This is a genomic window from Synechocystis sp. PCC 7339, from assembly GCF_019924095.1.
Taxonomy (GTDB): Bacteria; Cyanobacteriota; Cyanobacteriia; order Cyanobacteriales; family Microcystaceae; genus Synechocystis.
The window spans coordinates 1541786-1566286 of record NZ_CP063659.1; the positions used below are offsets into that span (position 1 = coordinate 1541786).

At 48.0% G+C, this 24501-nt stretch carries 24 protein-coding genes and 1 pseudogene; 12 read left to right on the plus strand and 13 right to left on the minus strand.

Going from position 1 to position 24501, the window contains the following annotated elements; all coding sequences use genetic code 11:
- Positions 1-376: 376 nt before the first annotated feature.
- The 3 genes from IQE94_RS07305 to aat all read left to right on the plus strand — a co-directional run bounded on the left by IQE94_RS07305 (position 377) and on the right by aat (position 3281).
- The gene (locus IQE94_RS07305; RefSeq protein WP_223343005.1) at positions 377-1585 is read left to right on the plus strand and encodes an aldo/keto reductase; all 1209 of its coding nucleotides are present in this window, start codon (positions 377-379) and stop codon (positions 1583-1585) included.
- A gap of 123 nt (positions 1586-1708) precedes the next feature.
- Positions 1709-2602, plus strand: a complete 894-nt coding sequence (gene lipA, locus IQE94_RS07310) for a lipoyl synthase (protein ID WP_223343006.1) — start codon at positions 1709-1711, stop codon at positions 2600-2602.
- 61 nt (positions 2603-2663) lie between these two features.
- Entirely contained in the window at positions 2664-3281 is a 618-nt protein-coding gene (aat, locus tag IQE94_RS07315; RefSeq protein WP_223343007.1) for a leucyl/phenylalanyl-tRNA--protein transferase, read from the plus strand.
- A gap of 161 nt (positions 3282-3442) precedes the next feature.
- Here aat and IQE94_RS07320 read toward each other — a convergent pair whose 3' ends face one another.
- On the minus strand, positions 3443-4018 hold the full coding sequence (locus IQE94_RS07320; RefSeq protein ID WP_223343009.1) for a Uma2 family endonuclease: 576 nt from the start codon (positions 4016-4018) through the stop codon (positions 3443-3445).
- A gap of 612 nt (positions 4019-4630) precedes the next feature.
- Positions 4631-5650, minus strand: coding sequence for a type I glyceraldehyde-3-phosphate dehydrogenase (gene gap / locus IQE94_RS07325; RefSeq protein WP_223343011.1), 1020 nt, complete (start codon positions 5648-5650; stop codon positions 4631-4633).
- Positions 5651-5683: 33 nt separating this feature from the next.
- On the opposite strand from gap, the gene IQE94_RS07330 reads away from it, so the two are divergent.
- The gene (locus IQE94_RS07330; RefSeq protein ID WP_212717139.1) at positions 5684-5863 is read left to right on the plus strand and encodes a hypothetical protein; all 180 of its coding nucleotides are present in this window, start codon (positions 5684-5686) and stop codon (positions 5861-5863) included.
- A gap of 140 nt (positions 5864-6003) precedes the next feature.
- Positions 6004-6432 (plus strand): Npun_F0494 family protein, encoded by a 429-nt coding sequence (locus IQE94_RS07335; protein WP_212717141.1) that lies wholly within the window; start codon positions 6004-6006, stop codon positions 6430-6432.
- A 209-nt stretch (positions 6433-6641) separates the two neighbouring features.
- Here the strand turns inward: IQE94_RS07335 and IQE94_RS07340 are convergent, their stop codons facing one another.
- The gene (locus IQE94_RS07340; RefSeq protein ID WP_223343013.1) at positions 6642-7997 is read right to left on the minus strand and encodes an LCP family protein; all 1356 of its coding nucleotides are present in this window, start codon (positions 7995-7997) and stop codon (positions 6642-6644) included.
- A 325-nt stretch (positions 7998-8322) separates the two neighbouring features.
- Between IQE94_RS07340 and IQE94_RS07345 the strand changes: the two genes are divergently transcribed.
- Entirely contained in the window at positions 8323-8472 is a 150-nt protein-coding gene (locus IQE94_RS07345; protein WP_212717145.1) for a hypothetical protein, read from the plus strand.
- 34 nt (positions 8473-8506) lie between these two features.
- Here the strand turns inward: IQE94_RS07345 and IQE94_RS07350 are convergent, their stop codons facing one another.
- A complete protein-coding gene (locus IQE94_RS07350; RefSeq protein WP_194013332.1) occupies positions 8507-9685 on the minus strand; it encodes an LptF/LptG family permease in 1179 nt (392 codons plus the stop codon).
- 193 nt (positions 9686-9878) lie between these two features.
- Positions 9879-10190 carry a hypothetical protein gene (locus IQE94_RS07355; protein ID WP_212717147.1) on the minus strand — a complete coding sequence of 104 codons (312 nt, stop codon included), beginning with the start codon at positions 10188-10190 and terminating at the stop codon, positions 9879-9881.
- A 153-nt stretch (positions 10191-10343) separates the two neighbouring features.
- Between IQE94_RS07355 and IQE94_RS07360 the strand changes: the two genes are divergently transcribed.
- The 3 genes from IQE94_RS07360 (at position 10344) to IQE94_RS07370 (ending at position 13338) form a co-directional block, all read left to right on the plus strand.
- Complete coding sequence (locus IQE94_RS07360; protein ID WP_190598823.1) at positions 10344-10487, plus strand: chlorophyll A-B binding protein; 144 nt, start codon at positions 10344-10346, stop codon at positions 10485-10487.
- A gap of 137 nt (positions 10488-10624) precedes the next feature.
- Entirely contained in the window at positions 10625-11788 is a 1164-nt protein-coding gene (nspC, locus tag IQE94_RS07365) for a carboxynorspermidine decarboxylase (protein WP_212717149.1), read from the plus strand.
- A gap of 116 nt (positions 11789-11904) precedes the next feature.
- Entirely contained in the window at positions 11905-13338 is a 1434-nt protein-coding gene (locus IQE94_RS07370) for a DNA cytosine methyltransferase (RefSeq protein WP_223343015.1), read from the plus strand.
- Here the strand turns inward: IQE94_RS07370 and IQE94_RS07375 are convergent.
- The 7 genes from IQE94_RS07375 to IQE94_RS07405 all read right to left on the minus strand — a co-directional run bounded on the left by IQE94_RS07375 (position 13306) and on the right by IQE94_RS07405 (position 20914).
- Entirely contained in the window at positions 13306-14082 is a 777-nt protein-coding gene (locus IQE94_RS07375) for a SinI family restriction endonuclease (RefSeq protein WP_223343016.1), read from the minus strand. The genes IQE94_RS07370 and IQE94_RS07375 overlap by 33 nt on opposite strands.
- Positions 14083-14186: 104 nt before the next feature.
- Positions 14187-15938 (minus strand): NFACT family protein, encoded by a 1752-nt coding sequence (locus tag IQE94_RS07380; RefSeq protein WP_223343017.1) that lies wholly within the window; start codon positions 15936-15938, stop codon positions 14187-14189.
- A gap of 93 nt (positions 15939-16031) precedes the next feature.
- Complete coding sequence (gene gcvH, locus IQE94_RS07385) at positions 16032-16430, minus strand: glycine cleavage system protein GcvH (RefSeq protein WP_212717155.1); 399 nt, start codon at positions 16428-16430, stop codon at positions 16032-16034.
- A 108-nt stretch (positions 16431-16538) separates the two neighbouring features.
- Complete coding sequence (locus IQE94_RS07390; RefSeq protein WP_223343018.1) at positions 16539-17429, minus strand: M23 family metallopeptidase; 891 nt, start codon at positions 17427-17429, stop codon at positions 16539-16541.
- 202 nt (positions 17430-17631) lie between these two features.
- On the minus strand, positions 17632-19077 hold the full coding sequence (gatA, locus tag IQE94_RS07395; RefSeq protein ID WP_223343019.1) for an Asp-tRNA(Asn)/Glu-tRNA(Gln) amidotransferase subunit GatA: 1446 nt from the start codon (positions 19075-19077) through the stop codon (positions 17632-17634).
- A 127-nt stretch (positions 19078-19204) separates the two neighbouring features.
- The gene (locus IQE94_RS07400) at positions 19205-19456 is read right to left on the minus strand and encodes an RNA-binding protein (RefSeq protein ID WP_028947815.1); all 252 of its coding nucleotides are present in this window, start codon (positions 19454-19456) and stop codon (positions 19205-19207) included.
- A gap of 228 nt (positions 19457-19684) precedes the next feature.
- Positions 19685-20914: an FAD/NAD(P)-binding oxidoreductase gene (locus IQE94_RS07405; protein ID WP_223343020.1), complete on the minus strand. Its 1230-nt coding sequence runs from the start codon at positions 20912-20914 to the stop codon at positions 19685-19687.
- A gap of 193 nt (positions 20915-21107) precedes the next feature.
- Here IQE94_RS07405 and IQE94_RS07410 point away from each other — a divergent pair.
- Together IQE94_RS07410 and ruvA are read left to right on the plus strand one after the other, a co-directional pair.
- A pseudogene (locus IQE94_RS07410) lies at positions 21108-21883 on the plus strand (TIGR00297 family protein).
- 14 nt (positions 21884-21897) lie between these two features.
- A complete protein-coding gene (gene ruvA / locus IQE94_RS07415) occupies positions 21898-22533 on the plus strand; it encodes a Holliday junction branch migration protein RuvA (protein WP_223343021.1) in 636 nt (211 codons plus the stop codon).
- On the opposite strand, the gene mscL is transcribed toward ruvA, so the two are convergent.
- The gene (mscL, locus tag IQE94_RS07420) at positions 22527-22964 is read right to left on the minus strand and encodes a large conductance mechanosensitive channel protein MscL (RefSeq protein WP_212717160.1); all 438 of its coding nucleotides are present in this window, start codon (positions 22962-22964) and stop codon (positions 22527-22529) included. The two genes, ruvA and mscL, sit on opposite strands and share 7 nt — an antisense overlap.
- A gap of 126 nt (positions 22965-23090) precedes the next feature.
- Between mscL and IQE94_RS07425 the strand changes: the two genes are divergently transcribed.
- Positions 23091-24461, plus strand: a complete 1371-nt coding sequence (locus IQE94_RS07425) for an AAA-like domain-containing protein (RefSeq protein ID WP_212717162.1) — start codon at positions 23091-23093, stop codon at positions 24459-24461.
- Positions 24462-24501 lie beyond the last annotated feature (40 nt).

The following is a 24501-nucleotide window of genomic DNA, read 5'->3' on the forward strand; positions in this document are numbered from 1 at the left end:
AGGTGCGGGGCCAGCGTTTTAAGTAGTTGAAAAGTTCCAAAGTTTTCACAACTTGTTTGATTTTAGATCAAAATGTTTCAGTCGGGACATTGGAAGTTACCGGATGGATACTAGTTTGTCGTCAAAAAAAATTACAGCGGTTGCTGTATCTGAGTGGCACAGCAAAACCCTGACAAAATGAGTGTTACGCCTGCCTTTCCTGTATTAAGCTAATTTGGAATTTGCCGTAATGACAACCAAGTATTTTAAAATACTTTAGTTTTTGCAAACTTAATTTTCTGGAGCCTAGAAAGCTTACTTAACAATCTGGGTTACCCTAAAAAATAATTAACCAATGACATTTCCTGACCGAAGTTCCGAAAAATTTCCCAACCTTATGCTTTATCGACGTTTTGGCCGCACTGAACTGTCCATGCCAGTTTTTTCCTGTGGGGGCATGCGCTATCAGTTCCAATGGCAGGATGCGCCCTTTGTTAAGGTTCCAAAGGATAACCAGCATAATTTGCAAACTACCATTGAGAGATCCCTAGAGTTGGGCATTAACCACGTTGAAACGGCTAGGGGCTATGGCACTTCGGAAATGCAGTTGGGGAAAATATTGCCCCGGTTACCTAGGGAAAAGTTAATTGTGCAGACAAAGGTTAGTCCTAAGGATGACCCCATGGAATTTCGCCGAGAGTTTGATAAATCTTTGGGCTACTTGAACCTAGATTACGTTGATTTATTAGGCATCCACGGCATTAATAACCGGGAAACCCTCGAACAAAGTTTACGCCCTGGTGGTTGTTTAGATGTGTGCCGGCAGTTGCAACGGGAAGGCCGGATAAGGTTTGTGGGTTTTTCCACCCATGGCCCCACCGCGATCATTACTGAAGCAATTAATTCTGGGGAATTTGATTACGTTAACCTCCACTGGTACTACATTTTTCAAGACAATTGGCCGGCGATCGCCGCCGCAACGGAACAGGATATGGGGGTTTTTATCATTAGCCCGTCCGATAAGGGGGGACAGCTTTATGACCCGCCCCAAAAATTGGTACATTTATGCCAGCCCGTTAGCCCGATGGTGTTTAATAATCTTTTTTGTTTATCCCATCCCCAAGTACACACCCTCAGCATTGGCGCGTCCCGACCGACGGATTTTGATGAGCATTTAAAAACGTTGCCCTATCTTGTATCAGAGCGGGAGACCGAAAAAGTTCTGCAACCAATTTTGGCCAGACTCCATGGAGCTATGGTGGAAGCTTTGGGGGAAGATTGGGTCAACAGTTGGCGCATTGGCCTACCCAGCTCGGAGCATACCCCTGGGGAAATTAACATCCCCAAAATTCTCTGGCTTTATAATCTCTGCCAAGGTTTTGACCTAGTGGAATATAGCAAAATGCGTTACAACCTGTTGGGCAATGGTGGCCATTGGTTCCCCGGACAACCGGCCAGCAACTTTGATGACCAGAAACTCTGGCAATGTTTAGCTTCCAGTCCCCACCGGCAGAGGGTGTTGGAAGTTCTACGGGAAACGGATCGCATGCTTAAAGGGGAAACGGTGCAAAGATTGTCCCGTCAGGAGATAGCCAAAACTAGTTAATTATTCTGGGAACAATTGCTACTGTTTTAGTGTGTTGACTGATACAACCTACGGCGATCGCCATGGCATCTATTCCAATTTGATCGGATTGACCCATTTTTGCCTTGTTCCCCAACTACGACCATGAATGTCCCTTCCCTGCCCCGTGAGTCCCCCGCCCGCTTACCCAATTGGCTAAAGCGCCCCATCGGTAGAGTTAGTGAATTGTCTACAGTTCAGCAAATTATTAAACAGCGCCAAATTCACACCATTTGCGAAGAGGGTCGCTGTCCTAATCGGGGGGAATGTTACGCCAACCGAACAGCTACCTTTTTATTAATGGGTCAAATTTGTACCAGGGCCTGCGGTTTTTGCCAGGTGGAAAAGGGCCAGGCTCCCATGACTTTAGATCAAGATGAACCAAGAAAAGTAGCGGAAGCAGTGCAATTGTTGAGGCTTAAATATGTGGTGTTAACTTCCGTCGCTAGGGATGATTTGGCCGATGGCGGCGCCGGTTGGTTTGTGCAGGTGATGGAGCGCATCCGTCAGGAAAATTCCGCTACCCACATAGAAGTTTTAACGCCGGATTTTTGGGGAGGCATTGGTAGGGAAATCAGCCAAAAGGAGCGGGTACTCACAGTGACCCAAGCCAAACCCATTTGCTATAACCACAACTTAGAAACGGTGGCTAGATTGCAGGGTAAAGTGCGACGGGGGGCAAAATATCAACGTTCTCTGAATGTGTTGCGCTGGGTGAAGGAATTTGATTCCACTATTTTTACCAAATCTGGGTTGATGTTGGGGCACGGGGAAACGGTGGATGAAGTGGTGGAAACTCTCAAGGATTTGCGTTCTGTGGGTTGTGATCGCCTGACGTTAGGACAATATATGCAACCGTCTTTGGAGCACCTACCCGTGCAAAAATATTGGACCCCAGGGGAGTTTGAACAGTTGGGTCAAATTGCCAAGGAATTGGGCTTTAGCCATGTGCGATCGGGGCCGTTGGTGCGGAGTTCCTACCATGCTGGGGAAGATTAACAACCCCCCAAAAGTAGTTATTTAACTAGAAAATTGCCAGGGAATTGCGAGGAAATAACGGGTGAAAATTAATGTTGACTATGCCATTGCTCAATATGCCCAAGGTCTATTTTTAATGGGCGATGACCGCTACGGATTGGGCTGGTATTCTAGCGATCACCATGCCCTAATTCCTCTGGATGATCAATTTCGTTATCCCAAATCTTTGCAACGGGTGCTTAATCAAAATCGTTTCCAAGTCAAAATTAATCAAGCTTTCACCGCCGTTTGTGAAGGATGTGCCGCCCGCCCTGAAACTTGGATTTCCCAAGATTTAATCGAAGTGTACCATGATTTTCATGTTGCCGGTTGGGCCCACAGCTTTGAAACTTGGCATGGCGATCGCCTAGCGGGGGGGATTTTGGGCATTGCTATCGGGGGGACTTTCATTGGGGAATCAATGTTTTACACTGTCCCTGAAGCCTCCAAAGTTGCCATGGTTAAACTGGTGCAACATCTACAACAACGGGGCTATAAGTTATTCGATGCCCAGCTACAAAATCCCCACTTGGAAAGATTTGGAGCCTACGAAGTGGAAGAAAAAGATTATAAAAGGCAGTTAGAGAAAGCCCTCAGTTATCGTTGTCAGTTTGCTTCCGAGCCTGATTTTTATGATTATATAATTAATTTAATTGATTGACCTTTTCTCTTCTTGTCTTCCATAGAAAAAAAATTATCCCCTCTGTTTATAGTCGATTTAACATAGCCCTAACTTGATAAGTGAAAATGAATTAATGAGATTTAAGTCGATTACTTCTAGGTTTTATCCCTAGCAATTTTTTGCTCCGGATGATGGAGAAATTATTCCCATAACCAGTCAATTTCTAAAATAAAGTTCAGTAAAACGTTCTCCCCTAATAATTGATTGGGTTTGACCAAAATTTCTTTGGGTTGATTACTGCAATAAACTTCTACCTGTTGACTCTGGGGATCAATTAACCACCCTAGGCGTAATCCAGAAGCTAAATACTCTTCCATTTTCGTTTGAGTTGCAGTTAGGCTGTCGCTAGGAGAAAGCAGTTCCAATACAAAATCTGGGCAAATGGGTGGAAATTTTGCTCTTTCTTCGGTAGATAAATCTAGCCAACGTTCTTTTTTGACCCAAGCTATATCGGGCGATCGTCGTCCTCCTTGGGGAAGCTGAAAACAAGTGGAAGAGTCAAAGACAAAACCCAATTTATGTTTTCGGTTCCAGATAATAAAATCAGCTATCAGTTCTGCATTCTTGCGACCAGTTTCGCCACCAGTGGGAGACATAATTAGTAATTCTCCTTGGGCATTTTCTTCAATGATCAATTCAGGATTTTGTTGGCAGATTTGGAAAAATTTATCTGAATCAATGGCGATCGCTGGCTGTAGTTTAAGGGTAGTTGTCATATTCTCTCTTAGATAAAAAGTTGATGATTATCATTCGCCTAGTTCCTCTTTTTAAGAGTATGTTTGCAAAGTTACAGTTTGCTTCCTAAATCGACCCACTCAAGCGATCACAGTGCTGGGGGACTTTTCTCTGGCTTCTCCCAAGCTTTGGGAATCGAAGGACTTTTAAAACACGCTCTAACTGAAGTGCTTTTTCGTCCAATATAGCTTCCTCTTCTTCAGGATTTAGGAGCACTTTCCTGGCGACCTAGTTAAACTTTAGCCCATTGCGAGCAAACCATTTTTCCGAAAATGATGAAAAATTAAAGATCTCCGTTACCATGCCCATAGGGTTTGTCCCTAACTTGAGCTAGTAGCTCAGGCATTGTGAATTTTTTGAATTAGTGGGATTTTTACCATGACCGCCGATCAACTGTTGATGTTAGTTGTCCTCCTTGTCCCTGGTATTTTGCTATCTGCCTTGGTGATGGGTAGTTTTGCCAAAGGGGGTTAACGAAACAAAAAAAGTTACCGGGGTGGCAATTAATCCCGGTAAATCTGGGAGAAATCAGAGGCGGTTGAACAATGACTGCTCGAATTTTCGTGGAGTTGATAATTGAACAAATACCAAACCTAAACCAGGCCATCCTTGCCCGCCATGGTCAACATTAAGTCAATTACTCGACAGGAATAGCCCCATTCGTTGTCGTACCAAGAAACCACTTTAAAAAAGTTGCTGTTCAAGCCAATGCCGGCCCCGGCGTCGAAAATACTGGAACGGGGATCGGTGCGAAAATCCATGGACACCACATCATCCTCTGTGTAACCCAAAATGCCCTTGAGTTCCCCCTCAGCGGCGGTTTTCATGGCGGCACAAATTTCCTTGTAGCTGGTGGCTTTTGCCGTTTTAAAGGTTAGATCCACCACCGATACATTGGGGGTTGGTACCCGGAAGGCCATGCCGGTTAATTTCCCTTTTAACTGGGGTAGTACTAAAGCCGCGGCCTTAGCCGCTCCGGTGGATGAGGGAATAATATTTTGGGCGGCTCCTCTACCTCCTCGGAAGTCTTTTTTGCTCGGGCCATCGACGGTGGGTTGGGTCGCGGTCATGGCGTGGACTGTGGTCATCAATCCCTCCACAATGCCGAAATTGTCGTCTAATACTTTGGCGATCGGGGCCAGGCAATTGGTGGTGCAACTGGCATTGGAAACAATTTTGTCAGTGTTGGCGTTGTAGTCGAGATGGTTCACTCCCACCACAAAGGTGGGAATTTTTTCAGGATCCTTACTGGGAGCGGAAATGACCACCCGTTTAGCGCCGGCTTTGAGATGATTTTCAGCGGTGACATAGGTGGTAAATAATCCCGTAGATTCTACGACGTAATCCGCCCCTAACTCTCCCCAGGGTAATTGGGCGGGATCCCGCTGGGAAAAACAAGGGATAAATTGGTCGTCAATGACAATGCCATCTTCTTTGGCCACTACGGTGCCACCGTAGGAACCATGGGTGGAATCGTATTTAAACAAATAGGCTAAGTTGGACGCTGGTACGAGGTCGTTGATGCCCACTAGGGTTACTCGGGGGTTGGCCATGGCGATGCGGGCCACAAGACGGCCTATGCGGCCAAAACCGTTGATGCCGATTTTTAACATTAAAAAAACTCCTGGGGAATAGATAGCAAAAAGATGACCCGGTCACACCAGGACATCCGACTTGCCCTAACGTTAACCCAGCTCTTCGGCAGGGAGATTAGGAAGAATGCGAAAAAATGCTTAAATCTTTGCTTGGCGATCGCCGGACAATCCAGCGGTTTAATTGGCAACAATGGTCAGATTTGGGCACAATGGGTAAATAAAGCGGAATAAGTTGAAACTGCAAGGTTATGGCCGGCCTATTGTTGGTCAGTCTATGTCCAGATTCTTTGACTGTTATTTTTTTTCGAGATTACCCATCGACGGGTTCCCATTACATCATAAGTTGATAGGTTTTTAACTAGAATTTTGCCATGAACACCTCTTTGGCCTCACCTAAGGCATTAGCTGGTTACACTCCTCGCACCTACAATCGGGCCCAAAGGGCTTTTCAGTGTTGTCCCTTTTATCTAGACCTATTTCGGGCCATGGCCCGGGCCAGTGTACCTCTCCCCACGATCGCCGGAGCCGAGGGAGTTAAGCAAGATTTTTGCGGGCAAGCATTGACAGAAAATCGGGTGGAGCGGGAGTTGATGTGGCTCATTCAGGTGGGGCTATTGCGACGGGAAGTGGACGGCCAGGGCATTACAGACAGTTTTCGCCTCACACCGTTGGCTAAGCAAATCCTCGATCAATACGCAGGTGAGCAAAGGCAATTTCCTGCCCCTTCCCCGTGGGATCGTCTACAAAATCGGCTGGCCCGCTGGCTGGCTCCCCTTGTTACTCTATTGGGCCGTGGGTAGTTTCAATTCATCCATATTTGTCTTCAAATAAAAGTAAATGGGCAAATTGGGCAAATAGTATGCCCCAAAATCCCCGTTGCTGACGGCAATGGCGATCAGGTGGGCAGAAGATCTGGAGCTTCAAAATTGGGGGGCCGAGTCGTCCATCGGGGTCGTTTCCTTGAGCCATTGGTCAATATCCATGCCCACTTGAATAGTTAAATCCGATCCTAGGTCACCGACGGAAGAAGCTTCCACCACGCCCCCCCTAGGGTTTGCCGTAGATAATGAGCACCATCTAAGTCCCCCCTTTGAACCAAAATTTTCGTCTCTGCTAATAATTCTGGTGATTCAGACGTTTCATAAAAATTGCGGAAGTCCTTGCCTCGTAAATATTCCTTCACCTGTTCCAAGGCTTGGGGATCGTCAGTGGCATTTTGGAGAGCAATGCGTAAACTTTCCGGCGATCGCCCGGGCGTCTCAGCCCAGCTGGGGACTTCTTCGATCACATTAAAGTAGTTTCTCAACACCTGCCTTTTGCCGGCATCGGACATCACCCAATAACTACGGCCATCAAATTCCGTTGGTTGGCTAAACCGCCCTGGTAACATCACCATTTGCACTTCCTGGCGGTCAAGCTGACGCCCAAAATTAACCAGGGCCAAAATTTCCTCCATGGTTAAATTGGTGTCCACAGTTTTCTGCACAATGGTGATCGCCTTGGGAATACGGGTGATCATACTGGGGTGGCTAAGGCGATTTTGTAGGGCTTTGAGCAGGGTTTCTTGCCGCTGCACCCGGCCAATATCCCCATTGGCGTCGTAGCGGAAACGGACAAATTGCTCTGCCTGTTGCCCATTCAGGGTTTGCAGTCCGGCAGGTAAATCGATTAATAACTGCTGGGTTTTATCTTCGTAAAACATGGGGCGGGGCACAAATACTTCCACTCCCCCCACTAAATCCACCAATTCCTGTAATGCATCGGTGGTGACCCGGACGTAACGATCAATGGGGACTTCCCCAAGGTTACGGTTGATTACCCCCGCCGCTAACTGGGGGCCGCCATAGGCATTGGCATCATTGATTTTCGTATAGCCCACATCGGGGATGAAAACCCTGGTATCTCGGGGAATGGAGAGTAATTTCAAGCTATTTTCCCTGGGGTCGAACCGCACCAATAACATGGTGTCACTACGCCCACCAAACTCATCCACATCGGGTTCAGTTTCCGTCGGTTCCACTCGGTCAATGCCCATGACCAAAATGTTGACGGGACGACTAATGTGGTAGGGAAATAGATCGCCCTGACTCGCTTCCACTCCAGTGGATTGCCCTGGTATAACCTGCTGAACCAATCCCCTCGGCCCAGGAGTAAAAAAGCCGACGCCCACTCCGGCGATCGCCGCTATGGTGGCGGTCAGGGTCACTAAACTTCCCCAAACTAAACCTTTGCCTAGAGGGGGGAAGGTCCTTTTGAGTCGCGGGCGCCCCCGGTCAGATTCAGTGGCAGTATGGGGTCGGTAATGGGAACGAACTTTGACGGTGCTGGAGGACTGCAACGGAGCAGACTCGGTACTATTCGCCATATAACCTCAACACCACACTGATTTTGGTAAACAAGCGGAAACTTAACCTATACAGATAACATCAAAGAGTCGATTGTTCCACCGATCTGTGCCGGATAGCAACGACCTCAGGACAGATTATTGAGTATTTTTGCTTAACGGAACAGTGGGGAAAGTTACCGTTTTTACCTATCCCTTCCCGCTGGTGATCGCCTTAGTGCCAGGGTTTGACCTGGAGCCAGAGCATAGGGTCTAGTCGAAACATTGTCACAAAAATTTGTGTTTTTTCACCGGAAAAGCAGTATAATGCCTTCGCTTGATAAAACCCTTTATAAAAAACAATTCCATGACCAAATCTGCCGTTCTTGCCAAACCCGCTGGCGATCGCCAAAAACAGGTTTACGAAACTCCCCAGCAGGTACAATACCTATATCTAGAAGCAGAAATAGACGTACTCCTGCGCCAACTCCAGACCTGCGGCCAAAATGACAGATAGGGTCAACATCAACAGGGCTAGTAACTGGGGCACATCAACGCAGACGGGAAGATTGCACCAACAGAACAATGCCCGCAATCAGTCCCAATAAATTGGGAAACCAAGCAGCAGTGAAAGGATCCAGTGCGCCCCAGATGCCCATGGACTCGCTCAAAAAAGAAAGTAGATAATAGAAGAAAATTAAGCCCACACAGATGCCAAAGCTGGTAGCTTTGTTGGTGTTCTGCGGTCGTACTCCGATCGCCGCCCCGATGAGGCCAAACACAAAACAGACAAAGGGCAGAGCATATTTCTTTTGGATGCGGACTTCTAGTTTGCGGACCTTTTTGTCGTCTCCACTTAACCGCAGTACTTCCAGGTAGCGGCGGGATTGGGCAATGGTCATTTCACCATCCTTCCGTTCCTGACTAGCTAAATCCAAGGGAGCCCGGGGCAACGCCAATTGTTGATGACGAAAGCGGACAATATTGCGGTAAGAACCGTCGGGGGCAATGAGATACACCGTGCCATCGTAGAAATCCCAAGTATTTTCAGAAATATTCCAACTGGCCCTTTCCGCTGTGAGCACTTGGTTAACCCCGCTCTGGGTACGGTCAAGAATGGTCAGCCCCTTCATTTCACTGCCATTGAACTCTTCGGCGTAAAATAAGCGCTTCAAAATATTTTTCTCGTTGCCGTCCGGTTGTCGCACCATGCCGTATTCCGGATAAATAATATTTTGCTCTTGCCGGGGGGGACGATCTTGGTGTACAGCTCGGTCTAGGGTAGCTAATGCTTCATAACTGGCGGCTGGGGTAATACGGTCATTGAAAACAAAGGCAATGCCCGTCACCACCATGCCAAACAGGAGGGCCGGCACCACCAGACGGTAAATGCTCACCCCAATGCTACGGAGGGCAATCAGTTCACTGTCGCTGGAAAGACGACTATAGGCCATTAAACTAGCCAAAAGCATGGACATGGGAAAGGCCAGCACCACAAATTCCGGCATCTTTAAGAAGAGAATCTTCACCGCAATGTCCATGGGCAAGCCTGATTCTGTCACCCGTCGCACCAGGTCAAACAGGGTGCCAATGGAAAGGGCTAGGGAGGTGAACATGCCCATGCCAAAAATGAACGGCAAGAACAGTTCCACAAACAGGTACCGGTCCATGACGGACAAACGGGGCCAACGGAATTGAAATCTACTTTGTTTGAAGGTGCCAACGGCCATAGTCGAGAAATAGTAGGAAAATAGGGCGGTGAAGCTAACTTAACTGCAATTTTTCGGATTAATGAGTTTAATTTAGGCAGTTCCGCCCATTAGAGTATTTTGGGCATTGTACCGGCAACACCCCATGGTCAATCGGTCATAGTCCATGGCAATGGTACCCCCACCGGACTTTTACCATACCAACAATCCTGAATTAATAATGGCGATCACGCTCCAGGTCAAAAATTGCCTTTTCCCAATACCAGTGCTCTGGGCGATCGGGATGTTTGGCCCGTAGGTTGCTCACCAACCTTTCCGCCACCTGGGCATTACCGGCAATGCGAATTAGATCCCGCCGTAACTTACCAGGTACCCTGACCGATGTTGGGCGGGACGCTTGGATAGCTTGCCTGAAACCAGATGAATTACGGCGGCCCCTGCCCCGGACAATTTTCCGACCGGATCTGCGCCTAGTCCACCAGATCAAGGCCCACAAGAGGGCGATCGCCAAAATTAGGGGCAACATTACCTTGCTCTCCCAGGGTTAGTCCCTTCTGTTCTGTCTGAGCCTAACATTATCTTCCCATCGCTTTTTCATCACAGACTTGCCATGGGCGCAATACTCTGTTACATTTATTTACATAGACAACCCTCCCAGCTCGTAACTACATTCTTAACCATGAACAACGAAAACACTAAATTTGGATTCACCGCCTTCGCCGAAAACTGGAATGGTCGCTTGGCCATGATCGGTTTTTCCTCTGCCCTGATCCTCGAGCTCGTCTCTGGGCAAGGTGTACTTCACTTCTTCGGCATTCTGTAATTTCTCGATTTACCCTAACTTTTTTAGGTTTTCTCGCCCAGGGCATCTGTAGTAAATTGCCCCGGCAACCTCCGTTAATCTCAAGACTTGATTGGGCTACTGTTTTAGCAGTAGTCTTTTTTATTTTTGTAACTGAAGTGAGTCTTTCTGCGGTGAGTATTCCCGAAAACCCCATGTTCTCGAGCCTACCTTCCCCCTGTTTTGTGTTGGAAGAGGAATTATTACAACAAAATTTGGCGATTTCCGAGCGGTTGCAGCAATCCGCCCCCATCGAGGTAATGTTAGCCCTGAAAGGTTTTGCCCTTTTTCCCTGTTTCCCTTGGTTGCGGTCGAGGTTAGCGGGGGCTTCGGCCAGTTCCCTCTGGGAGGCACGGCTGGCGGCGGAGGAATTTGGCAAGGAAGTGCATGTTTATGCCCCCACCTATCGCCCCGATGATTTGCCGGCTATTATCCCTTTGGCTAGCCACATCACCTTCAATTCCCTGGGACAATGGCACCGTTATCGGGAATTGTTGAAAAATACGACGGTAAAGGCAGGGTTACGCATTAATCCAGAATATTCCCCCGTGCAGACCGATCTTTATAATCCCTGTGTGCCCGGTTCCCGCCTGGGGGTGCAAGCGGCAATGCTGGAGGCTAATTTGCCGGTGGGCATTACGGGTTTTCTGTCCCACAACCTTTGCGAAAGTGATCATTTAGCTTTGGAAAAAACCCTAGGGCAAATTGAAAAGTTATTTGGTCAGTATTTGCCCCAAATTGAATGGTTAAACCTGGGAGGGGGGCATTTAATGACCGGACAGGGCTACGACGTGGACTATGCCATTGCAGTAATTCGGGAATTTCACCAACGGCATCCCCATCTGCGTTTGATTATGGAGCCGGGGTCGGCGATCGCCTGGCGGACGGGATTTTTACTCAGTACGGTGGAGGATGTGATCGAAACACCGGAGTTTATCCATGCCATGCTGGATGTTTCCTTCACTGCCCATATGCCCGACTGCTTGGAAATGCCCTATCGGCCGGAGGTGCGAGGAGCTAGGTTACCCAAAGATGGCGATCAGATTTACCGTTTGGGGGGTTCTAGCTGTTTAGCGGGGGATTTTCTGGGAGATTACGCCTTTGATCAGCCTTTACAGGTGGGCGATCGCCTAATTTTTGAAGATATGATGCACTACACCATGGTTAAAACCACCACTTTTAATGGGGTTCATCATCCCGCCATTGGTTGTCTGCGGCGATCGGGAGAATTTGAACTGTGGCGTACCTTTGGTTATGAAGACTACCGCAACCGTTTGGGTTAGGCAATCATTGATTATTTGGACAAAATGCTGAGGCAAGAATACTTTTTCACAATACTTGCAACTATGTTGCTTTGGAAGTATCGTGGGTACCTAGATTTAGTTTCGCCTACGAAAGCATGGCTACTAATACCCAATACATCTCCGTAAAAGAAACCTCCGAAATCTTAAATTGCTCGGAGCAATATGTTCGTCAGCTACTCCGGTATGGTGACATCAGCGGTGAAAAGATCAGCAGTCGATGGATTGTAGCATCAGAGTCTGTTCAGAACTATAGTCTTAAAAAAGAAGATACGAGCTTAAAGATTCACGACCATGGTCGGCGTGCATTTAGCAAACCCGGCTTAAAAGCTTTGAGCTTTTTCTCTGGTTGTATGGGTTTGGACTTGGGATTAGAAAAGGAAGGTATCCAGGTTTTACTTGCCTCTGAAATCGATGCTGCCGCCCGGAAAACCATTGAAATCAATCGACCAGATATAGCGCTAATTGGGGATATTCGGGATTACTCAGCCGCAGAAATTCGAGAGAAAGCAGGACTGAGTATAACTGATGAGATTGATGTAATAGTTGGCGGTCCACCATGCCAAGCCTTTAGCAGTGCGGGAAAGCGTCAAGGATTCAATGATGAGCGAGGCAATGTTTTTTTGACGTTCATCGATTTAATCATTGAACTTAAACCCAGATTTGCAGTCATTGAAAACGTTCGAGGATTATTGTCCGCTCCGTTAAAACATAGACCCCATGAAATGCGAGGGAAAGATTTTCTACCATTATCTCAAGATGAACAAAGAGGAGGCGCATTACTTTTCATTACCCAAAGGCTAAAAAATGCAGGATATGGTGTTTCTTTTAACCTGTACAATGCCGCCAATTTTGGGTCTCCCCAACGGAGAGAAAGGGTTATCATTGCTTGTAGTCGTGATGGAGAAAAACTTCCCTATCTCACCCCCACCCATTCAGAAAAGGGGCTATATGGACTGCCAACATGGAAAAGTTTACGAGAAGCCTTAGAAGGTCTTCCCCAGGATGGACATCATTTTATCAAGTTTCCTGAAAAACGACTTAAGTATTACAGACTGTTGAAACCTGGACAATACTGGCGAAATTTACCAGAAGAGTTGCATCAAGAAGCATTAGGAGGTTCTTATCATGCAGGGGGAGGAAAAACTGGTTTTTACCGCAGGTTAGCTTGGGATAAACCCGCCCCAACGCTAGTAACTCATCCAGCTATGCCTGCAACTGATTTAGCGCATCCAGAAGAGGATAGACCGCTTAGCATTGAAGAATATAAACGAATTCAAGAATTTCCAGACGATTGGATTATTGTGGGTACTTTGCTCGATCAATATCGACAAGTTGGCAATGCCGTACCTTGCTCTCTAGGAAGAGCGATTGCTAGGATGTTGCTATCTCATCTAAAAGGTGAGCCGCCAATTACTTACCCAGACTTTCCGTATTCTCGCTATCACAAAACGGATGATGTCAGTTGGATGAGTGATATGGAGTGTTTTAACAAGTCCTCAGCAAAACAACTGTCTCTCAACTTGGTTTGATGAATCTGATAAGTCCTTCCAAGGGTTGTCTACTTCAACCGCTAAAGAACAAGGATTACTACTCAGCACTTGCTGAACAAAGGCAATAAAACTTTCTTCTGAAAAACGATCTGTATGGTATTTATCATTAAAATAGGACCACCGATAGGAACCGGTTCTAGCATCAACTCGATACCACTTTTCAATAGGCTGATTAATTCTTACTCTGGACGAGGAACTGTTTTCTGAGTTGCTGCGATTTTTGATCTGCAAGAGAGAACCATCGACATTGCAAAAATCTACATGCCGAATAGTTTCTCCCCAACAACAATACCAACCATAATCAGCAAGTTGACCAGCTAGAAACTCCTCTAGTAGCAGTCCTTGAATATTTTCGGCGGACATCGATAGCCTATGGGCGTATTTGATTTGCTCAAGATGCTCCGTTGTTAGTCCGGTCAGTCGGGCATTGATGATTACACTGACGATGGGATCGGCAACTGTGCCTGGGAGTTGTGAGAGCCTTCTTGAAATTCGATTTTCATAGCTATTGTTATACTTCTTTAACCAAGCCTTGGCTAGCGTTCCCGGTATGGTGGCGTTTAGAATTGGAGAAAGCCCCGGATTTCTATAGCAGGCTGAGAGAATCGTTCTGTGTGCTTCAAGGAATGGTTGATTTTGTTCAGAGAACACATCTTCAAAAATTTTCAAAAAGTCTTTTTCAGAACTTGAATTGCTAATAATGCTATCGAAGTTAACAGACATCTAATATTCTCCTTCTGAACGTAAAAATCATGCAACAGAAATGCCTACAATTGTACGCCACAGTGACTTTCCTAGATTTTATCCTTGAAAAAGCAAGGTATCAGCTACGGTCTCAGCTCAGACTTAAAGCTGTCGAACTTTGGATTAACCGCCCCTGGTTTGCCCCAAATGACTGTTTCCTGTTGATAAATCACCATGCCCGGTTTACTGCCCTTGGGCTTAAACACATATTTAGGTTTGGTGTAAACCACTGGCACCTGTTCTTCCCCCCGACCCCGACTATGATAGGCCGCCCAGTCCGCTGCTGATTGTAAATCCTGCTCGTCGGCGATCGCCCCTGGGGGTAATCGGAGTAACACATGGCTACCGGCGATTTCCTGGGCATGGAACCAAAGGTCATACTCAGTGGCGACCCGAAAAGTGAGGTAATCATTTTGACGATTGTTGCGGCCAATCCAGAGGGGAAAACCGGAAGGCGTCAGGCTCTGATGGGGCTCAAAGGTTTCCGCTTCTTTACGGCGGGGACGGCCATAGCTAAGGGTTAAGTAACCCTGCTCCACCATTTCATCCCGAATTTCCGTTAACGTTTGCCAGTCGGCGACATTATCAAATTCTGTCAAAACCTGGACGCTGGTTTCCACCTGGGTCAGGTAAGCTAACTCCTGCTCAACTGCCGCTAATAAAGGTAGAATTGCCGCCTCGGCCCGGTTTAATTTTTGTTGTTGTTTATAAAGCCTTTGGGCGTTTTGGATAAGAGTTTTATCTGGTTGCAGAGGAATGGTAACGGGGGATTGGTCGTCAAAGTCCGGTAGGGTGATGGAAGTTAACCCTGGTTGTCCTTGGTGGAGATAGGCCATCAACAGATCAGCTTGCCGTTGATATTGTTGGGCATTGGCCGCCGCATTTAACCTTTGTTTAAACGTGTCAGCTTTTTGTTGCAATTTACTGATCAAATTTGCTAACTTTTGTTGAATTTGGTGCTGTAATTGTTGAAAATTTTCTCGCCCCAATTCAGCTTGATAATATGTGCTAATCAGTTGGTTGACAGTATTTTGATCATGGGTGTCAGTACCTAAAACTGTGTAGCCATTATCTAACTGTTGCCCACAAAAATCTTGCTTTTCTAGTCTTTGTAGCCAATTTTGCCAAGCAATAAAAAGACTTTGCCATTGCTTTTCGGTTAAATCTTGGTTATTAATTTGGGAATCAAGACCCGCTTGATTTAATAAACTTCGTACCACCATGGGGCCGACTCCCCGGTAACTTTTTAGCAACTGTTTACCTAGTAAACCCGGAATTAGTTGTACCCTTTCCTGCCAATCAGCAAAGTTTTCTTTTAATGAGGGCGGCGTAGCCAATAGGGGCGGTGGCGGTTGGTATGGTTGCCCCGTTTGCACTGTTCTAACCCGGGATTGTTGGGCGTTAACTTGGTGGGCGACGGTGATAATTTGCCGCTGGGCATCGGTCAAAATCAGGTTGCTATATTTGCCCATCACTTCTAGGAATAAATGGTATAGAGGTTCGTCTCCCGGCCGTTTGGCGATCGCCAGGTCAATGACCCGTTCCCAGGGTTGCAGAGATTCAAGGGAAATTAAAGCTAGCCCCTTTAACTGGTGCCGCAGTTGGTCGCTAAAGGTAAATGTATCCGGTTCCTGGGGCGGCGGAACATCTAAACAAATTCTTGCCCCCTGGGGATGCCAGGCTAGGATTAACCAACCCCGTCTTTCTAACGTACGTAAAGCGAGGGATAAACCATGGCGATCGTGCTGGTAAACCTGTTCGATGCGGGCTGGTAGCCAGTCACCTTGCAATTCAGCACAAATGGCCACTAGGGTGGTGTAATCAACAGCTTGCATAATGATTTCCTGCCCTGATATCGAAAGTATGAAATGTTACGAGGTATCCATTGGGTAGGAAAAGGGTTGATCCCTAACTTCCGCCCCAACTGCCTAATCCCCCGTCTCTAGGGTGGCCCGGTAGTTGCCGGCAGTCATCAATCCTTCTTTGGCATCCTCCACATCGTCCAAGCGCACCTTAATCAACCAACCTTCTTCGCCGTAGGGATCTTGATTGAGCAACTCCGGCTGATTTTCCAAAGCCGTATTTTTTTCAATTACCGTGCCGGTGACTGGGGAATATAAATCCGATGCCGCCTTAACTGATTCCACCGCGCCCATGGACTGCTCAAATTCCACCTTATCTCCCTCTTCCGGCAATTCCACAAAGACAATATCTCCCAATTCGTCCACAGCAAAGGCACTCAGCCCAATGGTGGCCGTTTCCCCATCAAAGCGGACATATTCGTGGGAATCCAAGTAATACAGATCGTCGGGATGTTCCAGTTCCATGGCAAAACCGCTAAAGGCAACAGCGTTGTTAGTTTACCAAAAATATGGCGAAGGCAGAGGCGATCCCTGGGGCGACAGAGCAAGAAAAAACGTTTAACTATTTATTGGTTATTGACGGGGCAAATGCAATTTAGGATCCTGGGCGGCCCAACCAACGGGGGATTGGATCCTTACCTCGAAATGGAGATGGGATGGGGCAATATCTGGCCGGCCAGTGCGGCCTAAGTAACCAATGACAGTGCCAGCAGAGACTTTTTCCCCAGGGCTCACTGCAAACCGACTGAGATGGGCATAGCGAGTTTGGCGGCCGTTGCCATGGTCAATTACCACTAGAAAACCATAAGCCCCTTCCTGACTAACTAAAATTACTTCCCCAGGGGCGGCGGCTAGAACGGGAGTATCTAGGGGGGCCAACAAATCTACACCACTGTGAAAAAAGGCATTTTCTCCAGCTTCTTGATTTTGCCAGCCGTAGTCTAGTCCAATTTGAGGAGGGGGTTGAATAGGCCACTGAGCTAAACCAGTGTAATTATCCACAGCAGTGCTGGGCCGATTGCCCCAACTGATGCCGGGAATAAAGGCCCGACCGGGCTTTTCTGTGCAACCGTTGATTTCAAATAAAATGTCCGCCCGTAAACCATAGGCCGCCGCCAGATCGCGCCAGGTGGCCCCCGCTGGCACGGAGACAAAACGGCCGTTAAAGGGAGGAATTAAAATGGTTTGCCCTGGGGTGACAGAGCCGCTGGCTAACTGACTGTTAACACTGATTAGAGTTTCCGTCACCAGTTGATATTGTTGGGCGATGCTATCAATGGTTTCCCCAGCCTTGACTACATGGGGAGTCATTCTCTTGGCGATTGGTTCGGGGCAAAGCTCAGTGAGGGGAACATTTTCGCCTTGGGCAAAGAGAGATGGAGTGGAAAATGACCCAAAGAGCAGAAAGGCCCCAACCATAGAGATTATGGTCTTTGGCGATCGCCGTTGCCGTTTTGGTTGCACCTTCAAATTCAAAATATTGCTGGCAAAATGTATGACTGACGAATTACTGATCAACGATAGCTAATATTCTGGACGGCGTTGGCGAGGGGAAGCCAGAAATTTTTGCGGCAGGGGAATTTGCCCTAGGAAGGATCATAGGACACCGCCAAGGCTGATGGCCCGAAACAGCAGCGGGTAAAAATCTACTTTTTAATCTATACAACTACAGATCTGGTTGGCGATCGTGCCATGCTGTGGCCTGCTCATAGGCGTAGCCCACCCGAAACAGCATTTCTTCCCCTAGTACACTGCCTACCAATTGCAGGCCAATGGGTAAATTATTGTCGTCAAAGCCACAGGGGATGCTAATGGCCGGTAACCCCGCCAAGTTCACCGGGATAGTCATCAAGTCGGAGAGATACATGCTGAGGGGGTCATCGGTTTTTTCCCCCGCTTTGAAGGCTGTGGTGGGAGCAGTGGGGCAAACTAACACGTCCACTTTGGTAAAGGCTTGATCAAAGTCTTGTTTAATCAGGGTTCTCACCTTTTGGGCCTTGAGATAATAGGCGTCATAGTAACCGGCGGACAGGGCATAAGTACCAAGCATAATGCGCCGTTTGACTTCCGCTCCAAAACCCTTAGCTCTGGTCTGAGTATACATTTTCATCAAATTATCCGCCTCTGTCCGCAGGCCGTAGCGCACTGCATCGTAACGGGCCAGATTAGCCGATGCTTCGGAAGGGGCAATGACGTAATAGGCCGCAATGCCGGAACGGAACCGGGGACAATGGATTTCCTCAATGGTGGCCCCCAATTCCTTGAGTTTGGCGATCGCCGTTTGCACTGCTTGGTTAACGCCATCGTCCAGACCGTCCCCAAAGGCATCCATAATCACCCCCACTTTCACCCCCTTTAGATCGGGCTTAAGGGCTTGGGTGTAATCGGGAATGGGCACATCCAAACTGGTGGAGTCCCTACTATCATGACCGGCGATCGCCTGGAGCAAAATAGCTGCATCCTCCACCCTACGGGCAAAGGGGCCAATTTGATCCAAGGAAGAAGCATAGGCCACCAAACCAAAACGGGAAACTAAACCATAGGTCGGTTTCATACCCACCACCCCACAGAGGGAAGCCGGTTGGCGAATGGAGCCCCCTGTGTCGGAGCCTAAAGCAATCAAACATTCATCCGCCGCTACAGCTGCCGCCGATCCCCCGGAAGACCCCCCCGGCACCCTGGTCAAATCCCAAGGATTAGCGGTGACCTGATAACCGGAATTTTCCGTGGAACTGCCCATGGCAAATTCGTCCAAATTGGTCTTCCCCACCATCACCGCCCCAGCCTTTTGCAACTTGTCCGTCACTGTGGACTCGTAGGGGGGCACAAAACCTTGCAAAATTTTGGAAGCGCAGGTGGTAACAATGCCCTTGGTGCAAAGATTGTCTTTAATGCCAATGGGAATGCCTGCCAACAGGCCAATGGGTTCCCCCGCTGCAATTTTGGCGTCTACTTGTTCCGCCTGGGCGATCGCCTGGGTGGCCGTCACCTGCAAAAAGCTTTTTAACCTGTCGTCCACCGCTTCAATCCGCGCCAAACTCGCCTGGGCCACGGCAACGGCGGAAATTTCTTGATCTATTAATTGTTGGTGCAGGGCACGAATAAGCGACATAGGGAAAGAGCCAGATTTACCTCCCCCAGTCTATCAGTAAGCCTGCCTAGCAAAAAAGGAAAGATGACTCAGACACCTTCCCTTTCACAACAAATGAAATTTTAAACTTAGGTAATTCAGCAAAAATTTAACGAGGGGTTCTCGGTCTTGCTTTATTAACTTTGAGATCCCGCCCCATCCATTCGGCTCCATCCAGAGCTTCAATGGCGGCCGCTTCTTCCGTTTCGGAAGACATTTCAACAAAACCAAAGCCCCGCATGCGACCAGTTTCCCGATCAGTGGGGAGTTGAACCCGCTTAACAGTGCCGTATTCGGAGAAGACAGTCAAAACGTCATCTTCGGTGGCTTGATAAGAAAGGTTCCCGACATAAATGGACATAAATTAGCTCCAAAACCAGAGAAAAGAAAGAGAGTGGGTTTCGGAGAGAAGCCTGCTAAGCGTAACCATAAACAATGCACTAACACTCATAACAAGTGCGTCTACCGATCCTTAATCTCACTGGCTGATCATAGCACCTACCGCCAGAATTTGATGGCTAATTTGTCTAGATGTCTTCACAAGGGAGAATTTTCACCAAAACCCTCCCCAGCCCTCGGTCAACTGACCCTAGGATTTGCCCAAAAGGGGATTCCATTTGTCCGGTTCAAAGGCTTCTCCTTTGAGCATACGATTCCAATACAACCAGGGCAAAACATAACGTTTCACTAGCCACATGCTCCAACGCTCTTGGGTGGGATCGAAGGGAAAACTGGATTTGGGCTGGCCGTCGTAGTCAAATTCCGCCATGATGGTTTTGCCGTAGCCAGTGACCAAGGGACAGCAGGTGTAACCACCGTATTCTGCCGTTGCTTTTTGGCTATTCAGCAAGCCTAAAAGGTTGGTGGCCACCACGGGGGCCTGTTTACGTACCGCCGCCGCCGTCCGAGATGTGGGCAGGGAAGAGGCATCCCCCAAACTAAATACATTGCTGTAGCGATTATGTTGCAGGGTAAATTTATCCACGTCAACCCAACCGCCGGTTGCCGCCGCGAGGGGACTGTTTTTAATAAAATCCGGGGCAGACATGGGGGGAGCCACATGGATCATGTCGTAGGGGACGGTGACTTCCGTTTCCCCGTTAACGGTAAAGGTCGCTTCTTTGGTGCTGGGGTTAATGGCTTTGAGGTTGTGGTAATAGCGCACATCAATGTCCTTATTGGCCGCCACCTTTTCCAGGGACTCGCAGTAACCGGGGATGCCAAAGATTTTTCCTACTGCAACCCCATAGGTAATGATGGTTTTGTCTCGCACGCCATTTTTGCGGAAGGTTTCGTCCGCTAAATACATAATTTTTTGCGGGGCGCCGGCACATTTAATTGGTGTGGCCGGAAAGGTAAAGAGGGCATTACCTCCTTTGAAATTTTGCAGCAATTCCCAGGTATAGGGGGCATAGCGGCGATCGTAGTTGCTGGTAACGCCATTTTTACCCAGGGATTCCTGCAATCCCGGAATTAGGTGCCAATTAATTTGAATGCCGGGACAAACCACCAGATATTCGTAGCTGAGACGACGACCGTCCTGGAGGGTGAGGGAATTATTGTCCGGGTCGAAACTGGCGACGCTGGCTTTAATCCATTTGGCGCCGCTGGGAATGCAATCCTGTTCCGGTTTAATGGTGTCTTCCATGGCGAAGGCTCCCCCCCCCACTAAGGTCCAGGCAGGCTGGTAATAGTGTTTATCGCAGGGTTCGATGATCGCCAGGTCGAGTTTGGGTTTCTGTTTTAATAACTGGGCGGCAACGGTGATACCTGCGGCTCCCCCTCCAACAACGATAATTTGATGGTTCAATGCAGTCATGGTGTTTGGCTAAAATCCGATAAATCTCATTTGCTTCAGACTGTTGTCGTACAGTTTGATCTTTATTCTGCCCTAGGGCCTGGTTTCTTGAAAAAATTTAGTGGTGTTTGCCCGGCGATCGCCGTTGCCATGGCCCTGCTCTACGGTTAACAAATGATTTACCAACCATCGATGTTACTGGCATTTTTTTCCCATGGACAATTCCCTGATTAGCGAAGTCTGGCGGCAGAGTCTGGTCTTCCCCTGGCTTACCGGTATTGTGCTCAATAGTTTGCTGTTGGCCCTAGCGGCGATTGCCCCGAAAAAGCTTTTAACCGGCGCTGGTTACGGCCACGCCTGGGTGTTGGGGGTAATCATTTGGGCCGCCCTGGGCTGGCAGGGGTACCTGGTGGTTTTAGCCTATTTTTTGATGGGTTCCGCTGTGACCCGCATTGGCCAAGCCGAAAAGGAAGCCGCTGGCATTGCCGAAAAAAGATCCGGCCAACGGGGCCCGGAAAATGTTTGGGGGTCTGCCTTTACCGCCGCCCTCTGTGCCCTGGCGATCGCCTTTGGCCCGCAGGAGTGGCAACCCTGGTTAGCATTGGGTTACGTCGCTAGTTTTAGCACCAAGTTATCGGACACCACCGCCAGTGAAGTGGGCAAAGCCTACGGTAAAAGCACTTTTTTAATTACGACCCTGCAACCGGTACCAAGGGGAACGGAGGGAGCAGTGAGTGTGGAAGGCACTGTGGCGGGCTTTGCGGCTGGGTTAGCTCTGGCATTTTTAGGTTACGGCTTGGGATTGATCACCTTGGGGGGATTATATTCTCCACCTTGGCCGCCTTTGTGGCCACCAACCTAGAGAGTGTCATCGGTGCAACATTGCAAAACAAATGGCCCTGGCTCACCAATGAGGTCGTCAATGGCATTAACACTTTCCTCGGGGCGGCGATCGCCATTGGCATTGAAGCTACGGCCCAGTTGATTTAGATACGAAAATAGTTATGATTCAATTTCTCCAGGGCCAGGTTGTTACAGTCACAAAAAATATTCAGAATCGTTGGTTTTTAATTTTGTCCGTTAATGGGGTGGGTTATGAGTTGCAGGTGCCCCATTCCTTAGCCCAACAATGGACTCCGCCCCCCCCGGAACCCCAACAGGTTTTTACCCACCTCTTGGTACGTCAAGATCAGATGACTCTATTTGGTTTTGGCCGCCTAGCGGAAAGGGATTTATTTGGTCAATTAATGGGGGTAACCGGCATCGGGGCCCAGTTGGCGATCGCCTTAATTGAAACGTTGGGCTTTGAAGGCTTAGTGCAGGCAGTGGTGACGGGTAATATCAAACAATTATGTCAAACGCCGGGGGTGGGGAAAAAGGGGGCTGAACGGTTGGCCCTGGAACTGAAAAGTAAGTTATCCCAATGGCATAAGCTACAAATGAGGGCTGGGGAAATTGACTCTGCCCCGCCCCAGACTGCCCTCCTGGAAGACCTGGAAATGACCCTATTGGCCCTGGGTTACAGTCAGACGGAAATCCAGCAGGCGATTGCCATGGTCAGTCAAGTTCCGGAGGTAGCCCAGAGCGACGATCCTGAAATTTGGATCCGCCAGGCGATTGGTTGGTTAAGTGATCATTGAGGGGAAGATTGCTGACTTTCTAAGGTAGTAATTAAACGATTAATGGAATCGGTTAAATTAGCTTGGGCTTCTAGCACCGGATCCGGCTGCACTTCCGCCACAATTTCTTCTTCCACTGCTTTTTTACGTTGCATTTTTTCGATAGCTTTAATGATGAGGAAAATCACAAAAGCAATAATAATAAAGTTCACCACCGCAATCACCAACTCCCCTAAACCTAAGGGTAAATCCTGCAATTGACTGACACCAGCTTGATCCAGTACTGGCTGGAGCAAAATTGCCATTAACCAAGCTACAAATGCATTAACAATGTTGGTAAAAGCACCACCAATTACTACGGCTACGGCCAGATCTACCACGTTACCCCGCAGGATAAAATCCTTAAAGTCCCGCCAGAATCCGCCGGCCCCTTGTCGTCCACTTTTAGCCATGGGTTTAACTCCTCTTTTGTACTAAAATATTGTTAATTAGTCAGTGGTATCATAGCAGTTTTCAGCGCTACCATTAAATCGGTTGGGCAGACGCTCAGCACTTAATTACCGAGACCATATTTGTCGATGAAACCAACTGGTTGGAACCAATTTTTACTAGACATTACCCACGACTACAATCTACGGGGCAAGCTTAAGGAGGTATTTTTAGCCCGCTTTGCCTACGAACATTGGCGCAAGTCCGACCTGGAGGTGTGGGAAATTGCTGAGGCCGCTAGCCATGAAACTTACAAAAAACAAATGACCCAAATTTACGGGGTTTTTGCCAATGATAAGCCAGAGGGTTGCCCAGAATTAGATGCCAGCAGTCGTGGACCAGGGAAGTTCCAACTGTTGCGGGATTGGTTTAAGGAAGTCAAATATCCCCAATGGCAGAATGAACAGTTTGCTGGCGGCGTTAATAGCCTTACCCCAGCATTGACTGTTGGCCGGGGCAGTCCCCTAGGGGATAACGTCATCTATGTTCTACGGCTGCCCACGGAACAACAATGTCTTGAGGAACTGACCAGGGGGGGAGCCCTATTACGCATTAAAGCTCCGGAAAAAATGGGCAAAACATCTCTATTACAATTTTTGCTAGGAGAGGTGGAAGCAACGGGCGATCGCCATATTTATCTCAACCTCCAAACAGCGGAAAGTGCCATGTTTAGTAACCTAGATAAATTTTTACGATGGTTCTGTGCCAACCTCAGTCGGGAACTAGGCATTAAACCCAATTTAGATGACTATTGGGACGAAGAATTGTTTGGCAGTTTAGTTAGTTGTAAAACCTACGTACAAGATTATTTACTTGGTCAAACTGACCGGGCGTTAGTGCTGGCCATTGATAACCTAGACCGCCTATTTGAGTTTCCTGTCATTGCCCAAGATTTCCTGCCCATGTTGCGCTATTGGCATGAAGAAAGTAATAACCTGGCCCAATGGCAAAAACTCCGTTTAATCATTGCCAATTCCACCGAAGCCTATGTCAAATTAGACGCCAACCAATCCCCCTTCAATGTGGGGCGTCAGTGGAAATTGACTGGCTTCACCAAGGAGCAAATTCTCCAACTGAAAATCGCCTATGGTTTTGATGAAAATCAAATTGAAGAAGAAAATTTATTGAATTTAGGCGAACTCGTCGGAGGGCATCCCTATCTGATTCGTTTGGCGTTAGATGCGGTACAAAAAACCAGTGTAGATCTACCAATTATTTTGGCCAATGCGGTTACCCAGAGTGGCATTTATAGCAATCATCTCCGCCGTCTTTGGGGCTTACTGACGGGGACGCCGGATTTGGCCGCCAGTATGAAGCAAGTGGTTAACAGTGACAGTCCGGTGCAGTTAGATCCCCCCATTGCCTACCGCTTAGAAAGCATGGGGCTAGTTACCCTCAGTGGCGATCGGTGCAGTGCTAGCTGTCCTTTGTACCAGCGTTATTTCCATGAACAGTTGTAAGGCGGTTAGCTGGGTTACTGTGGTATGGGTTCGATTTTGC

Bases quoted from the DNA above. Each gene is read 5' to 3' on its own strand.
- IQE94_RS07305 (WP_223343005.1), top strand. From the start codon at position 377: ATGCTTTATCGACGTTTTGGCCGCACTGAACTGTCCATGCCAGTTTTT.
- IQE94_RS07330 (WP_212717139.1), top strand. From the start codon at position 5,684: ATGACCCGGTCACACCAGGACATCCGACTTGCCCTAACGTTAACCCAG.
- IQE94_RS07320 (WP_223343009.1), bottom strand. From the start codon at position 4,018: ATGACAACTACCCTTAAACTACAGCCAGCGATCGCCATTGATTCAGAT.
- IQE94_RS07355 (WP_212717147.1), bottom strand. From the start codon at position 10,190: ATGTTGCCCCTAATTTTGGCGATCGCCCTCTTGTGGGCCTTGATCTGG.
- gcvH (WP_212717155.1), bottom strand. From the start codon at position 16,430: ATGGAACTGGAACATCCCGACGATCTGTATTACTTGGATTCCCACGAA.
- gap (WP_223343011.1), bottom strand. From the start codon at position 5,650: ATGTTAAAAATCGGCATCAACGGTTTTGGCCGCATAGGCCGTCTTGTG.
- IQE94_RS07335 (WP_212717141.1), top strand. From the start codon at position 6,004: ATGAACACCTCTTTGGCCTCACCTAAGGCATTAGCTGGTTACACTCCT.
- IQE94_RS07350 (WP_194013332.1), bottom strand. From the start codon at position 9,685: ATGGCCGTTGGCACCTTCAAACAAAGTAGATTTCAATTCCGTTGGCCC.
- gatA (WP_223343019.1), bottom strand. From the start codon at position 19,077: ATGTCGCTTATTCGTGCCCTGCACCAACAATTAATAGATCAAGAAATT.
- IQE94_RS07340 (WP_223343013.1), bottom strand. From the start codon at position 7,997: ATGGCGAATAGTACCGAGTCTGCTCCGTTGCAGTCCTCCAGCACCGTC.
- IQE94_RS07405 (WP_223343020.1), bottom strand. From the start codon at position 20,914: ATGACTGCATTGAACCATCAAATTATCGTTGTTGGAGGGGGAGCCGCA.
- lipA (WP_223343006.1), top strand. From the start codon at position 1,709: ATGAATGTCCCTTCCCTGCCCCGTGAGTCCCCCGCCCGCTTACCCAAT.
- IQE94_RS07360 (WP_190598823.1), top strand. From the start codon at position 10,344: ATGAACAACGAAAACACTAAATTTGGATTCACCGCCTTCGCCGAAAAC.
- mscL (WP_212717160.1), bottom strand. From the start codon at position 22,964: ATGGCTAAAAGTGGACGACAAGGGGCCGGCGGATTCTGGCGGGACTTT.
- IQE94_RS07425 (WP_212717162.1), top strand. From the start codon at position 23,091: ATGAAACCAACTGGTTGGAACCAATTTTTACTAGACATTACCCACGAC.
- IQE94_RS07400 (WP_028947815.1), bottom strand. From the start codon at position 19,456: ATGTCCATTTATGTCGGGAACCTTTCTTATCAAGCCACCGAAGATGAC.
- IQE94_RS07370 (WP_223343015.1), top strand. From the start codon at position 11,905: ATGGCTACTAATACCCAATACATCTCCGTAAAAGAAACCTCCGAAATC.
- IQE94_RS07380 (WP_223343017.1), bottom strand. From the start codon at position 15,938: ATGCAAGCTGTTGATTACACCACCCTAGTGGCCATTTGTGCTGAATTG.
- IQE94_RS07345 (WP_212717145.1), top strand. From the start codon at position 8,323: ATGACCAAATCTGCCGTTCTTGCCAAACCCGCTGGCGATCGCCAAAAA.
- ruvA (WP_223343021.1), top strand. From the start codon at position 21,898: ATGATTCAATTTCTCCAGGGCCAGGTTGTTACAGTCACAAAAAATATT.
- IQE94_RS07375 (WP_223343016.1), bottom strand. From the start codon at position 14,082: ATGTCTGTTAACTTCGATAGCATTATTAGCAATTCAAGTTCTGAAAAA.